The 15,159-nt window shown below is 45.7% G+C and carries 12 protein-coding genes and 1 tRNA gene; 12 read left to right on the top strand and 1 reads right to left on the bottom strand.

Annotated features, from left to right (window positions below):
- Positions 1–36: 36 nt before the first annotated feature.
- Positions 37–1,875, top strand: coding sequence for an RNA polymerase sigma factor RpoD (gene rpoD, locus CWS43_RS17715; RefSeq protein ID WP_013573945.1), 1,839 nt, complete (start codon positions 37–39; stop codon positions 1,873–1,875).
- Between the two features lie 83 nt (positions 1,876–1,958).
- On the opposite strand, the gene mug is transcribed toward rpoD, so the two are convergent.
- A complete protein-coding gene (gene mug, locus CWS43_RS17710) occupies positions 1,959–2,456 on the bottom strand; it encodes a G/U mismatch-specific DNA glycosylase (RefSeq protein WP_101078405.1) in 498 nt (165 codons plus the stop codon).
- A 142-nt stretch (positions 2,457–2,598) separates the two neighbouring features.
- Between mug and CWS43_RS17705 the strand changes: the two genes are divergently transcribed.
- From CWS43_RS17705 to CWS43_RS17655, 11 genes are all read left to right on the top strand, one after another.
- Positions 2,599–2,675: transfer RNA gene (locus tag CWS43_RS17705), tRNA-Ile, on the top strand.
- A gap of 704 nt (positions 2,676–3,379) precedes the next feature.
- A complete protein-coding gene (locus CWS43_RS17700) occupies positions 3,380–4,792 on the top strand; it encodes a mannose-1-phosphate guanylyltransferase/mannose-6-phosphate isomerase (protein WP_101078404.1) in 1,413 nt (470 codons plus the stop codon).
- A 13-nt stretch (positions 4,793–4,805) separates the two neighbouring features.
- Complete coding sequence (locus tag CWS43_RS17695; RefSeq protein ID WP_101078403.1) at positions 4,806–6,170, top strand: phosphomannomutase CpsG; 1,365 nt, start codon at positions 4,806–4,808, stop codon at positions 6,168–6,170.
- Positions 6,171–6,392: 222 nt separating this feature from the next.
- Entirely contained in the window at positions 6,393–7,241 is an 849-nt protein-coding gene (locus CWS43_RS17690; protein WP_198555865.1) for an ABC transporter permease, read from the top strand.
- 4 nt (positions 7,242–7,245) lie between these two features.
- The gene (locus tag CWS43_RS17685) at positions 7,246–7,998 is read left to right on the top strand and encodes an ABC transporter ATP-binding protein (RefSeq protein ID WP_101078402.1); all 753 of its coding nucleotides are present in this window, start codon (positions 7,246–7,248) and stop codon (positions 7,996–7,998) included.
- Positions 7,985–9,379 (top strand): phenylacetate--CoA ligase family protein, encoded by a 1,395-nt coding sequence (locus CWS43_RS17680; protein ID WP_232777042.1) that lies wholly within the window; start codon positions 7,985–7,987, stop codon positions 9,377–9,379. Before CWS43_RS17685 ends, CWS43_RS17680 begins: the two co-directional genes overlap by 14 nt.
- On the top strand, positions 9,376–10,938 hold the full coding sequence (locus CWS43_RS17675) for a polysaccharide deacetylase (RefSeq protein ID WP_101078401.1): 1,563 nt from the start codon (positions 9,376–9,378) through the stop codon (positions 10,936–10,938). The genes CWS43_RS17680 and CWS43_RS17675 overlap by 4 nt, the downstream gene beginning before the upstream one ends.
- A 138-nt stretch (positions 10,939–11,076) precedes the next feature.
- Entirely contained in the window at positions 11,077–12,285 is a 1,209-nt protein-coding gene (locus CWS43_RS17670; protein WP_232777040.1) for a glycosyltransferase, read from the top strand.
- Positions 12,282–13,469 carry a glycosyltransferase gene (locus CWS43_RS17665; RefSeq protein ID WP_101078399.1) on the top strand — a complete coding sequence of 396 codons (1,188 nt, stop codon included), beginning with the start codon at positions 12,282–12,284 and terminating at the stop codon, positions 13,467–13,469. Before CWS43_RS17670 ends, CWS43_RS17665 begins: the two co-directional genes overlap by 4 nt.
- A gap of 34 nt (positions 13,470–13,503) precedes the next feature.
- A complete protein-coding gene (locus CWS43_RS17660; protein WP_101078398.1) occupies positions 13,504–14,112 on the top strand; it encodes a histidine phosphatase family protein in 609 nt (202 codons plus the stop codon).
- The gene (locus tag CWS43_RS17655) at positions 14,109–15,065 is read left to right on the top strand and encodes a hypothetical protein (RefSeq protein WP_101078397.1); all 957 of its coding nucleotides are present in this window, start codon (positions 14,109–14,111) and stop codon (positions 15,063–15,065) included. The genes CWS43_RS17660 and CWS43_RS17655 overlap by 4 nt, the downstream gene beginning before the upstream one ends.
- The last annotated feature ends 94 nt before the right edge of the window (positions 15,066–15,159 follow it).

The raw sequence follows: 15,159 nt of genomic DNA, 5'->3' as shown, positions 1-15,159 counted from the left end.
ACCAACCCAAATACTCTGAAGTGTGGATACCGTCTTATGGAGCAAAACCCGCAGTCACAGCTTAAGCTACTTGTCACCCGTGGTAAGGAGCAAGGCTATCTGACCTATGCTGAGGTCAATGACCATCTGCCGGAAGATATCGTCGATTCCGACCAGATCGAAGACATCATCCAGATGATTAACGACATGGGCATTCAGGTTCTTGAAGAAGCACCTGACGCCGATGATTTGATGCTGGCCGAAAACCGCCCTGATACCGACGAAGACGCTGCAGAAGCGGCGGCGCAGGTACTTTCCAGCGTTGAATCCGAAATTGGCCGTACCACCGACCCCGTGCGTATGTATATGCGCGAGATGGGTACCGTTGAACTTCTGACCCGTGAAGGCGAAATCGACATCGCTAAACGTATCGAAGACGGTATCAATCAGGTTCAGTGCTCCGTTGCTGAATATCCTGAAGCTATCACTTATCTGTTAGAACAATATGACCGCGTTGAAGCAGGCGAAGTTCGTCTGTCTGACCTGATCACCGGTTTTGTTGACCCTAACGCCGAAGAAGAAATCGCGCCAACTGCAACTCACGTGGGTTCTGAACTGACCACTGAAGAGCAGGATGATGACGACGAAGACGAAGATGAAGACGACGACGCTGAAGACGACAACAGCATCGACCCTGAACTGGCTCGCCAGAAGTTCACAGAACTGCGTGAACAGCATGAAGCGACACGTCTGGTCATCAAGAAAAATGGCCGCAGCCACAAAAGCGCAGCAGAAGAAATCCTGAAACTGTCTGACGTGTTCAAACAGTTCCGTCTGGTGCCAAAACAGTTCGATTTCCTGGTTAACAGTATGCGCTCCATGATGGATCGCGTTCGTGCCCAGGAACGTCTGATCATGAAAGTGTGCGTTGAACAGTGCAAAATGCCGAAGAAAAACTTCGTCAACCTGTTTGCCGGTAACGAAACCAGCGATACCTGGTTTGATGCCGCTCTGGCCATGGGTAAACCCTGGTCTGAGAAGCTGAAAGAAGTTACTGAAGACGTACAGCGCGGCCTGATGAAACTGCGTCAGATCGAAGAAGAAACAGGCCTGACTATCGAGCAGGTTAAAGATATCAACCGTCGCATGTCGATCGGCGAAGCGAAAGCACGCCGCGCGAAGAAAGAGATGGTTGAAGCAAACTTACGTCTGGTTATTTCTATCGCGAAAAAATACACCAACCGTGGTCTGCAATTCCTTGACCTGATCCAGGAAGGTAACATCGGTCTGATGAAAGCCGTTGATAAGTTTGAATATCGCCGTGGTTATAAGTTCTCAACTTATGCGACCTGGTGGATCCGTCAGGCTATCACCCGCTCTATCGCCGACCAGGCGCGTACCATCCGTATCCCGGTACATATGATTGAGACGATTAACAAACTCAACCGTATTTCCCGTCAGATGCTGCAGGAGATGGGGCGCGAACCTACGCCGGAAGAGCTGGCTGAGCGTATGCTGATGCCGGAAGACAAAATCCGTAAAGTGCTGAAAATCGCGAAAGAGCCAATCTCCATGGAAACGCCAATCGGCGACGATGAAGATTCGCATCTGGGTGATTTCATCGAGGATACTACCCTCGAGCTGCCACTGGATTCTGCAACGTCTGAAAGCCTGCGTTCTGCAACGCACGACGTTCTGGCTGGCCTGACCGCACGTGAAGCGAAAGTTCTGCGTATGCGTTTCGGCATCGACATGAACACTGACCACACTCTGGAAGAAGTGGGCAAACAGTTCGACGTTACACGTGAACGTATCCGTCAGATCGAAGCGAAAGCGTTGCGTAAACTACGCCACCCAAGCCGCTCCGAAGTGCTGCGCAGCTTCCTGGACGATTAATCGTCCTCAGGCTGTCAGCCATTAAAAAGCCCCGCCTTTCTCTGGAAATGGCGGGGCTTTTTTTATCCGGATTCTCCAGAAATTCAGGGATTCAGCGAGGTATACAGCTCACGATATGAAGCAACCAGCTCGTCGAGCGTCGCGCGATTCAGCCCGCTTGGATTCGGTAAAACCCAAACTTCTGTCCGGCCAATTTTCAGCGTCTGATGCCCCCAGTTTACTTTGCTGATGCCAAACGCCTTGCTGAAGGCCTGTTTGCCCAGAATGGCTAATGCACGCGGCTGATAGCGCAAGATTTTCTCTTTGAGCATCTCACCGCCATCGCGCAATTCATCACTCTTCAGCTCGCTGGCAGCGACCGTCGGACGGCCCACAAGTGCCGTGATACCACAGCCGAAATCCCGCAACTGCTGCCACTGCTCCGGCGCTAACTGGCGCCCGGTAAAACCTGACTGGTGGATAACTTTCCAGAAACGGTTACTGCCATTAGCAAAAGGATAACCTTTATGGGCAGACGAAAGGCCGGGATTAATGCCGCAGAACACGACCCGAAGATCGTCCACGAGGATATCTGTAATCATAATAATTCCCTGAGACGTATTTACTCGAGTTATCAGTAAAAAAGCCTGCGAACACAACATGCTAGAACTGTGCACAAAACGCGCATACAAACCGAACACATATAGACCTGTCACCAGAGTTTGCCGTATAATCCTGCACCTCGGCCCTTTAGCTCAGTTGGTTAGAGCACGCGACTCATAATCGCTTGGTCGCTGGTTCAAGTCCAGCAAGGGCCACCAAATTTTAGTTTCAGATTCAAACGATTAAGCCACTTTGCACAGAGTGGCTTTTTTGTTGCCGCTATTTTCTGCTAACCCGATTTTTACTCAGGATAGAACGCGCCAAAAGCTCAGGGAATAGGATAAACCTGCCATATGAGTTTGAGTCGTCAGCCCTCGCTGGTATTTAATATTATAGATTCTAATTAAACTAACTGATATGTGAGTTCCTCTCGTAAGCCCCTGCCTATTAAAGAAACACCCCCCTCTGGAGGCCCGACTTTCACAGGATGGGGGGGGTTAATCCTGGCACTTAATTTTTGAGCAATTCATCAACTATTGTTGACAACGCGCAAGATTAAATTATTAACCCTCGACAGCAGAACTAATCCCAGCGACAAAGCTGGCCTCATTATTCCCCTCTCATCAAAACAAATTCAGGCTAATATTGATTATCCCTTGTAATCATCACGAACTAGCACGAAAATTAGCACCAGCATTTCATTTGGTGACCAACAATACTCAGGCACCTATAAGATGAATCTTATCTCATTTATTGTGAAAATCTTTAGGCTGTGTGTCATGAATCTCCGTCCTATTCAGTGTATCGGTAGCTGCTGAGCCGAGGGCGGTAGCGTGGTCATTTTTAACACAAAACCTGTTAGTCAAACATCCACTCCAGGTAATGCAATATTAATAACAAATTGAAATAGAAGGAATTATCGATGTTACTCCCTGTAATTATGGCTGGTGGTACAGGCAGCCGTTTATGGCCAATGTCAAGGGAACTTTATCCTAAACAGTTCTTACGTTTACATGGCAGGCTTTCTATGTTGCAGGAAACGGTTGAGCGGTTAAATGGTTTAGAAGTTCGTGAGCCCGTTGTTATTTGCAACGAAGAGCATCGTTTTTTGGTTGCAGAACAACTACGTCAAATTGATAAATTATCCCAAAATATTATATTAGAGCCCGTTGGACGAAATACAGCACCAGCCATTGCATTAGCCGCATTAAATGCAATTACTGATGGTAATGATCCTTTAATGCTTGTCTTAGCGGCAGATCATATCATTAATGATACTAAAGCATTCCATCAGGCTATTGCCTTTGCAACCCCTTACGCTGAAAAAAACAGCCTCGTCACATTCGGTATTGTGCCTACCGGGCCGGAGACTGGTTATGGGTATATTCAGCGCGGTGATATTGTTGGCAACGTCTCTGAGCTATTTAAAGTAAAAAGATTTGTAGAAAAACCTGACGAAGAAACTGCCGGGAAATATATAGAATCGGGTGAATATTACTGGAACAGCGGGATGTTTATGTTTCGGGCTAAAAAATATCTGGAAGAACTGAAAAAATACCGACCAGATATATTGGAAGCCTGTGAGTTAGCAATAGCAAACTCTACTAAAAATGATGCTTTCACTAATTTGGATAAAGACTCCTTTATGGCATGTCCTGATGAATCAGTGGATTATGCGGTAATGGAAAAAACTGATGAGGCTGTTGTTGTTTCCTTAAATGCCGGTTGGAGTGACGTAGGCTCTTGGTCTGCCCTCTGGGATGTGAGTGAAAAGGATACTGCCAATAACGCAATCACTGGCGACGCTTTCATCCACAACACAGAGAATTGCTATATCAACACCGATGAAAAACTCGTTGCTGCTATTGGCGTTGAAAATCTGGTTATTGTTAGCACTAAAGATGCTGTTCTTGTCGTCGATAAAAATAAAGTTCAGGACGTTAAAAGAATTGTCGAATTTCTGAAAGCTGAGCAACGTAGCGAATACCGTAAACACCGTGAGTCTTACCGCCCGTGGGGACGTAGTGATGCCGTTGTTCAGGAAAAAAGATTTAATGTTAACAGAGTGACCGTTAAGCCTGGCGGTGCGTTTTCCATGCAAATGCATCACCACAGAGCTGAACACTGGGTTGTATTATCTGGGACAGGCAAAGTAATAATCGAAGGTAAAGAATTTTTGCTGACTGAAAACCAATCGACTTTTATTCCGGTTGGTTCTTTTCACAGTTTGGAAAACCCGGGGAAAATCCCTCTGGAACTGCTTGAAATTCAGTCAGGTTCATATTTAGGTGACGATGATATCATCCGCATTCAGGATCAATACGGTCGCGATTAAACTGGAGCTTTAAATGTCTGCACTAACTTGTTTCAAGGCCTATGACATACGTGGCCGTCTTGGCGATGAACTCAACGCTGATATTGCTTATTCTATTGGCAAGGCGTTCGGCCAATATATGAATGCTAAAACAGTCGCTATTGGCGGTGATATTCGTCTGAGCAGTGAAACGCTTAAAGCCGCACTGGCGAATGGTTTACAAGACTCTGGCGTAAATGTCATTGACCTCGGTGTTACCGGCACAGAGGAAATTTACTTTGCGGCTTTTCATCTTGACGTTGATGGCGCTATAGAAGTGACTGCAAGCCATAACCCGATGGATTATAACGGAATGAAGCTAGTCGGCCGTGGAGCAAAACCGATAAGCGGCGACTCAGGTCTTAATGATATTCGCGATATGATTGAAATCGGAAACTTTAAAACTGTCGAAAATAAAGGACATTATTCAAAAATGTCTCTGCTCGATAGCTATATAGACCACCTGATGTCTTATCTTGATCTCAAGGCTATCAGGCCATTGAAGTTAGTGGTAAATGCGGGAAATGGCGCTGCTGGCCATGTCATCGATGAAATCGAAGCTGTATTTAAAAAACAAAACGTTCCCGTTGAGTTTATCAAAGTTAACCATAATCCAGACGGCAATTTCCCGAACGGAATCCCTAACCCATTATTACCAGAAAACCGTGCTGCGACTGCAGATGCAGTGAAGAAACACAAGGCGGATATGGGTATTGCCTGGGATGGTGATTTCGACCGCTGCTTCCTGTTTGATGAAAACGCAGATTTTATCGAAGGCTATTATATAGTTGGTCTTCTTGCTGAAGCTTTTCTGACAAAAAATAAAGGCGCTAAGATAATTCACGATCCTCGCTTAACCTGGAATACAGTTCAAGTCGTTCAACAGGCTGGTGGGATCCCGGTAAAAAGCAAAACTGGCCATGCTTATATTAAAGAAAGAATGCGTTCGGAAAACGCAATCTATGGTGGAGAAATGAGTGCACACCATTATTTCCGCGATTTTGCCTACTGTGATAGCGGTATGATCCCATGGCTGTTAGTGATTGAACTTATTTCCTCTAAAAATTCATCTTTGTCGAAATTAGTGCGCGAAGCGATGCAAGCCTATCCATGTAGTGGTGAAATAAACTATAAGGTATCGAATTCCAAAGATATTCTGACAAGAATTGAAAATGAATTTAAAAATGATGCAGTGTCAGTCGATTTTACTGATGGATTAAGTATGGAAATGTCTGAATGGCGATTAAACGTGCGAACTTCCAACACTGAACCTCTGTTGCGCCTCAATATCGAAAGCCGGGGTCAACCGGAATTGGTATGGGATAAAGTTGCTGAAGTCGAACGTTTGATAAAAATGTAACTGATATATTTCTAAGATCATGCTGATAGCATTGAAATACTTTATCTTGGTAAACATTTTTTGAAAAACCATTGAAGGATTTCATGCATATTATAAGGCATCGTTAAGTAAAAGGGGGCCAGAAACTCTGTTTTGGTCCCCCGACTGACAACATTGTTTAACGCGCTCTGCAATATTGGTCTTATAAGAACTTGTTTTATTTATCTTGAAGGCAATTACGAAATGAATCCCAACATCTCAGATTTAACGCGTGAGAAGGCCGAAGCAAATAATGCCCCCTCTGGCTGGAAAGAGCATAATGGTAAAACCGATATGCTTGAGGGAATCAGGGCATATCATGTCTGGCTGATTTGGGGCTGGCATGATATACGCCAGCGTTACCGTCGGTCTGTACTGGGGCCATTTTGGTTTACATTGACCACACTGATCATGGTAGGAGCTTTAGGTTTTCTTTACTCAGAACTTCTGGGACAAGAAATCTCCACTTACCTGCCCTATCTTGGTGTCGGGTTAGTTGTCTGGCAGTTTATCAGTACGGCAGCCAATGAAGGCTGTATTAGCCTGATAGGGTCAGTGCATATCATCAAACAAATACGCATGCCGCTCACAACCCACGTTTGTCGGATGGCATGGCGTAATTTCATTATTTTGCTGCATAGCTTACCTGTCGTAATTATATTTATGCTTTTCTTCGGGCATATGGTGACATGGGAAATCCTTTGGATTATTCCCGGGCTGTTTATCGTATTACTCAATGCGGTTTGGTCAGGCGTTGTTTTTGGGATTCTTTGTTCAAGATTTCGGGATGTGGCTCCCATCATTGGCAGCCTTTTCCAAGTTTGTTTCTTTGTCACTCCCGTTATGTGGCAAACATCAGCACTGAAAGATCGTGCCTGGATAGCCGAATTTAACCCTTTTTACCACCTCATTGAGATTGTACGGGCACCGATTTTAGGCACTCCTGTACCACTTATTTCCTGGGCATTTAGTATAGCGCTACTGGTCGTTGGTTTTGCTTTTGCTCAATATCTGATGAACCGCTACCGTGATCGTGTAGCCTACTGGTTGTAATATCATGCAAACACATATTCGTGCCGAGAAACTCTGTGTTGAGTTCCCTATTTTTGATAACTCACACCGTTCGCTTAAAAATACTGTTATGCATCTCACAACGGGTGGGCGCATTGGTGTGAATGTCGGCCAGCATCCTGTCGTTCGCGCACTTAACGAGATCGACTTTGATATACGCGAAGGTGACCGCGTGGGCCTTACGGGCCACAACGGTTCAGGCAAGACAACATTATTGCGTGTGCTGTCAGGTGTCTATGCCCCGGTGCATGGGAAATTATCCATCCACGGGCGTATTGCATCATTGCTTGATGTTTCTACAGGTATAGACCCGGACGCTTCAGGCTTCGAAAATATTTACCTGCGTGGCATAACTGACGGCCTTAAACCTGCACATATACGCAGCAAAATTGATGAAATCGCTGATTTCACCGGTTTAGGTGATTATCTCAATTTACCGGTGCGCACGTATTCCAGCGGTATGCAATTGCGTCTCGCTTTTGCTATCTCTACCAGCGTAAATGCAGAGATCCTGATTATGGACGAATGGCTTAGCGTAGGTGATGCTGAGTTCAGTGCAAAGGCTGCCGCACGCCTGGATTCCTTAGTGAACAATGCGTCTATTTTAGTTTTAGCGTCACACTCACCTGCGCTCATTGAGCGTGTTTGTAACCGCAAAATTCATCTTGAACACGGAATTATCGTCAGCGATGAGAGGCTCAATGTTGAGGCTACAGGGGGGGATTTTGAAACTATCTGAGATAAAAATATCTTCACAACATCCTTTGCTTCTCGCTTCTGAACGGCTCTTTTCCGTACAACCTTTTAGCCTGGTTAAAGGTTTAGTCAGCGCGAATATTGCCTATCCTCTTGCTGAACGACACGAAAAGCGGCAGGTCAGCGAAAAAGTACAGGCGTTGCGCCATCACTACAGTCAGCCGTTTTCTCAGCGCCTGGCCCAAGCCAAAGAGTCGCTTGTCAATACTCTGCGTTTTGCCGGCAGTGAGGTTCCCTATTATCGTGATTTGTTCGCAGCCCTGAGTTTTAATCCAGATTCGGTTAAGCAAGATCTGCGATATCTGCAAGATTTACCCCTGCTGACTAAAGACATCATTCGAGAACAAGGGGAACGTTTATATTCCCGTCCTCTGAGTGATATTCGCCATCATATGTGTAAAACAGGTGGCTCTACCGGTTTGTCCTGCCATATAGCCTATGATCAGCCAGCGGCAGATTGGTCTGCGGCTGTAACTCTTTTTGCCCGCGAATCTGCCGGTAATAAAAAATGGCGTTCAGAACTGCATTTCGCCTGTCGTTTTCCGGACATGGCCGATCCCGGCTGGCCGACGCTTGAAGATTTCAAATGCTTCGCGATGAACCGGAGCAACATCTTCTTTGATCGTCTGGATGATGCCGGTTTGGCCGAAATTTGGGAAATTCTCAAACGTCGTAAACCCTATATGGTTCATGCGCACCCTTCGACAATTTATGCGCTGGCCTGTTACATAGAGCGTAAGTACGGCAGTGCCAAAAGTTTTGAAGTATTCGAATCAAGCGGTGAGCTACTGGAACCCTATATGCGTGAGACTATCTCCCGTGCACTGGGTGCCCGGGTCGTTGATCGTTACGGATTAGCCGAGCTAGGTGTAATGGCCTATGAGCTTTACGGTCACGATAAAGGGCTACAGGTCCTTGATTCCGAAGGTTGGCCTGAGGATCACATCAACGATTCCGGTGAACACCAACTGGTCTTTACAGGCTTCCATAACCGGTTAATGCCGCTAATCCGGTATACCACCGGCGATCTGGCCAGCGTTGAACAGCGTGACGATGGATTTTATCTGACGGATGTGACTGGCCGTATTCATGACATCATCCATTTGGACGGTGTCGCGTATCCAACCCATACGATCCAGGACATGCTTGATTATCGGGTTGGCGGTATTCAGGAGTTTCAAATCGATATGCGTGGAGAAATACCGCTTATGCGTATTGTCCCTGAACCTCATGCAGACGTAGCTCAGATCGTTGCAAAAATTGAAGGCTATTGGCCTAACGCGATGAAAGTCGAATTTGTTGGGCACGATGACTTTATCCGTGTAGGCCATCGCGCCAAATTTCGTCATGTGGTGACTGCATGATAGGTATTCTTTATAGCTGGAAAGATCAAAATATAGGTGAGCTGGTACTTGCGGCCGTTCGGCGCTCAGTAACCACATCGGGGGCATATTCAATCGCACCCGGTGATATCTCAAAAAATAACTTTATATTGGCAATTAACCCTGATGAAAGCCTGGGTGAAAAACTGCTTACCTGGTTATCCGTCGGAAGACGTAAGCTCATCCTTTTCGGGAGGCTTCCGGAGTGTCTGCGGAGCCACTTAAATATCGCTTCCAGTGAATGGCCAGAGCCCACAGACCAGTGGGCACGTAGCCCGGTTGCAAAAAGTGGCCAATATGCAGAAAGCAAAGCCTTCATTCATTATTTACCTTCTGCAGTATTAGCAGGAACTCAAAACTGGAACCGAGCTTTAGAGCGCTTTGATTTCACCGATGAGTGGAATAACCTCGGATTTGGCGCGGTACGTGCGGAAGGTTCTGTCTGGAGTGTCGCAGCCGCACTTCGCGCACCAGAAGCGGCAGAAATTGCCAATATACAGGTCGATGGGCAAGTTCTGAGCAGCTATTGCGCTCTGTTTGATGAGCAGGAAACCAGTTTGCTCTGGGTGAACCGCGAAGCCGGGTTTATTGACTCGTTTGAATGGCGGTTTATTGAGGCCTTCATCAGCAACTGGCGCCATGAGATTTTACCATGCAGCCCAGTGCTCAGCGAGATCCCTTTTGGTCATGATACGGCTATTACCATGCGGCTGGACTGCGATGAGGATATTGCCTCAGCAGAACCCCTCTGGGCAGCGTATCGTGAAGCAGGCGTCCCGTTGTCTCTGGCTCTGCATACCAATAACTTTCCAAATGATAAACACGCTGCATTTTTAGAGACGTTTATCGCCTCTGGCGGCGCAATTTTATCTCATACGGCAACCCATGCGCCTAATTGGGGAGGGAGCTACGAGGCAGCCCATTGGGAAGGTACAGAGTCACGCAATAAAATTGAGAATGTAACGGGGATCCTTGTGGATTATGCAGTATCACCTTTCCACCAGTCCCCGGATTATGCACTCGCGGCACTGTGCGACGTCGGTTATCTGGGCTGCATTGGCGGCATTATCCGCAATGACCCCGAGTTTTTAATCGCTCGTGGAGGAGAACTGGCCCGCCTTCCCGCTGGGTTTGTTGGTCATTCCCAGCAAAGCATGATGCATGGCGACTGTATGCTGGCCGAAGGTGACCCGCTTGCAATATTCAAGCAGGCGTTTGACCGTGCATTCGAAACCCGCACCCTCTTTGGCTATCTTGATCATCCTTTCTCAGAAAGATATCAATACGGTTGGATCGATGAACAAAGCCGGGTTACGGCACATCAGGATCTTATTAGCTACATACGGGAAAATTCAGAGCATCCGCTATTCTTAGATGAATGTCAGGCTCTGGATTTTTTGCGGGCCCGCGCTGAAATACAGTTCTGTCACCGTGATGGCGCTCTGGTAGTCAGTGCACCTAATGCAAAAAATAACTTCAGATTTGCAGCAGAGTTCTGCGGTTCACTCTATGAAATCACTGATGGATTTGTGCTGCCATGAAAACGCTCAATGCTTTAGGTATCCGACCTGAAGTTATCAAATTAACCCCACCGATATCGGCTTTCCGTGGCCGTGCAGAAGTACGAATTTGTGACGGACATGACGTACAAGCCGCTAAACGCATTGTGGAGGCGTTTCGTGACTGCGAGTGTTAATGAAATACCTGCGCCAGAATCTTGCATACTTTTTGCGACAGCAGATTGGGACGAACCTTACTGGACGAATAAACAGCACAGCGCCAAAGCGCTTGCTGATCTTGGCGTAGAAGTACTCTATGTGGAGAGCGTCGGCTTACGTGCACCCAGCGCGGCAAGCACACGCGACTGGCAGCGCCTGAGGGAACGTTTGACGAAAGGATTGCGCTCATTGCTCATTGGCGCCCCACAGCGGGCTCCCCATATACGCGTACTTTCACCCCTGTTGATCCCTGCAGGTTACCGATATCCGCTGACCCGCTGGCTAAATCGTTGGTTACTTAAATTCACGATCTGGCGCAATATGCCAGCGAAAGTAAGCAAACCGCCCCTGGTGTGGACTTACCATCCGTTTATGCTGGATCTGTTCTCATCTCTGAAAAGCAGCGCTTTGCTGTATCACTGCGTTGATGATTTGGCCGCTGTGCCAGGCATTGATTCGGTGGCCTTTCGCGAGGCGGAGGAACGTTTACTAAAGCAAGCGGATATTGTCTTTGCTACTGCGTCGGCACTCGCCGAACGATGCTCTCAATTTAACGCTAACACACACTTTCTTCCCAATGTGGTCGATGCAGAACACTTTGGTAAAGCCCTGGATAAAAAGGATTTACCTGCTGATCTGGCCTGCATTCCTGAACCCAGATTAGGCTATCACGGTGTGCTTTCCGATTTTAAAATCGATTTCCAGTTGCTGCTCGCATCAGCACGGATGAAGCCCGACTGGCATTGGGTTTTTATTGGTGCAGAACGGGAAGGGCAAAAAAGTGCTTTGGTAGCAGAGTTAGCTAAACTGCCCAATGTACATTTTTTGGGCTACCGTGCTTATCAGGTACTTCCAGACTATCTTCGTGGGATCCAGGTGGGCCTCTTGCCTTCCCTGATAAATGAATATACCCGGTCTATGTTTCCTATGAAGTATTATGAATATCTGGCCGCGGGTGTTCCTGTGGTGTCGACACCACTTTCATTCTCTGAATCGAACTGTGAAGGAATGCTCGTTGCAAACACTGCCGGAGATTTTGTCACCGCTATAGAACAACAACTTTTGCGAAATCGATTCACCAGAGTCGAAGTCAATGTATTAGTCGGAGATAATACGTGGTCAGGTAGGCTGTCTAAAATGCTGGCAGCGTTAAATGGTACCTCTATATGATAGTAAACGGCGTTAATTTTTTTGGCCCTTTTGAAGCACGAGATAGCATCGGACGTGTTGCAGCCCTAAATATAGAATGTCTAAAGTCTTCAAATATTCCCTGCGACATACATCTTCTTTCGCGTCCTGGTCCGAAAGAAATTGTTGATTATGCTAATAATATTGATGACAATTTAATTTCCTCGCTAAATCATAAAATTAACATTTTCCATTTTAACGCCCGCAGAGTTCCGTTATATTTTTCTCGTTTGGGTAAGGATTCATTAAAAGGTTTTTATAATATTGGGTTTTGGGTTCATGAGATGCCCACCATACCAAGTCAATGGGCAAGGCAACTAGAGTTCTTTGATGAAATTTGGACTCCATCATCCTTGTGTCAGTCAGCTGTTTCGCTGTCGGCAAATATTCCTGTTGTAAAGATGCCCTACCCTATCGAGAAAAATGCGATAAATAATAGGATGGTAGAGCGCGCGGCCGGTAAATCATTTGATGTGTTTAATTTCTTAGCCGTTTTTGATGTTTTCAGTGATGCTGAAAGAAAAAACCCTCTTTTTGTTATCAGAGCTTTCCTCGAAGCGCATGCTGCTAATCCTGCAGTAAAATTAATAATGAAAACTCGCAATCTCGATCAAGATAAAATGCTTGCAGAGAAGCTGCGCAGAATATGCATGTTACATAAGAATGTCATAGTGCTTAATGGATACATGGAAACAGCTGAGTTAAAAGCGTTGTATGACTCAGCAGATGCTTATGTATCATTGCATCGCGCTGAAGGTTTTGGTTTAACAATATCTGATGCGATGAGCCGCGGGATCCCTGTCCTTGTCACGGGATATTCAGGCAACATGGATTTTTGTAACTCTGCAGATTCCAGGCTGGTTGCTTATGAATTAAAACCCGTTGGGCACAACCGTCCCCGATACCGCCATGACGACGTATGGGCGGAACCTGATCTCGAAGACGCAGCTGAAGCTTTCCGTGATCTTGTTCAAAACCACACCATCTGGATTAAAAAAGCGGTAAGAGCAAGGTCTCGTCTGGCGCGGGAATTCTCAATAGAATCTATTGGCCATCTTATGCAAGATCGAATAGATCTTATCGGGAGAAATTTTTACTTCCCTGATGACATGAATGAGAGGCATATCGACTTTGAAGTTGGTGTGTGCAATACCTACGGGTTTTAATGCCTCTTCTACTCACATATTATCTTCGAGTTGAATGATGGAAATTTATTTATTGAGACACGGCACGAGTCTTGCGAACGAAAAAAAACTCGTTTGTGGCTCATCCGATTATGCTTTATCAGGTAAAGGAATAGAACAAGCTTCAAGGGTTTGTCAGGAACTCAGGAAGATTCCATTTACTCGTATTTATTCTTCACCGCTTTCCCGTGCAATCAATACTATTGCTGAATTGAAGAGCCCGGTGATCGTTAACATCGAAGATCAGGTCAAAGAGCTGAATACAGGTGACGTAAGCCATATAACCCTGCCAGAACTTTGGTCGCGTGATGAGCGTTACCGTCAACCGTGGCTGTCACCTGATTTACGATATCCCGGTGGCGAAACGTTTCGGGAAATGGTTACTCGCATTTCAGAATGGTATAATACTCGTGCAACGTACTGGTCTGATAGCGATAAAATATTAATCGTCGGGCACGAAGGGACTCTGCGTTCAATTTATCTCAATTTAATGCACCTGGAACTCGCTGATTACCCAGATTTTCCTATTGGTAATTGTGATTGTCTTTACTTTGAGAAAAGCGATAACAAAGTCATTCGTTTTGAGCACATTAAATTGAAAGGGACAGAAGGAGAGCGCAATTGAACCGGGTACTCTTAACCACTTTCCCGGGTGCATTTATGCATGATGGCGGCGGAGAGCGAGAAATACATTTGCTTAACGAAGCACTAAATCGCTCAGGAATGATCTCCGATATTTACGGGCCAACATCTCGTTCAATAAATGCATACCAGTCTGCGATACATTTCTCAATGGCTGGCGGTTCTGAACACGTTATTGCCTCTGCCGCCGAAAATGGACTCAGACTAATACTTTGGCCAAATCTCTGGTTTGTGGAACCTCCTTCGCCTGAAAGCATTCAACAGTTAAAATTTTTACTGGGCTATTTTCATGCCGTTGTTTTTCGTTCAAAAGCAGAAGAAGATCATTTCCGTCATTATCTTGATCTCGATGGAAAAGATATAATCCGGGTATCTCCACTAATTTCACCTAAATTCTTTCGAAAAGATGTCACCGATGTTTTCAGAGAATCTTACGGCTTAGATTCATACGCAATATGGACAGGTATTATTGAACCTCAAAAAAATCAGCTAGCGGCTGTGCGAGTATTCAATGAACTGGAGATGGATCTCATTATTTCCGGTGGGATCCGGGATCAGAGCTATGCAGATGAATGCAAACGTCAGGCTGGAAGTAATATCAAATTTATACCCGCAATTCCTTTCGGCTCCGAGCAACACCTGTCAGCATTAGCTCACAGCAAAATGGTCGTCGAACTTCCTTTTGACTTCCCGGGTACTTCTGCAATTGAATCAGCAGCCATAGGCACTAAGTTACTACTTTCTAAATCTGACTGGACTGAAGAAATGCTGGGACCTTATTGCACACAAGTGGATCCTTATAACGATAAAGAAATACAAAATGCGGCAGTTCACCTATTACAACAAAATAAAAGTCAAGATGCAGTCCCTCGGAATAACTTTGTGAACATGTTTGATGCGATTTCTCCATTAGTTCATTATTTACAGTCCATGTGATTAATATTTATTAATATCTTAATATTTAGATTAAGCTTTCATCTATTTCTATTTAAAAAAAATTATTCAAATCTGAATTGGCACATCAACCAGC

It is taken from the genome of Rahnella sp. AA (genome assembly GCF_002834385.1).
Lineage (GTDB): Bacteria > Pseudomonadota > Gammaproteobacteria > Enterobacterales > Enterobacteriaceae > Rahnella.
Note: the sequence above shows the minus strand (reverse complement) of the source record. Positions and strands in the feature narration are given on the sequence as shown.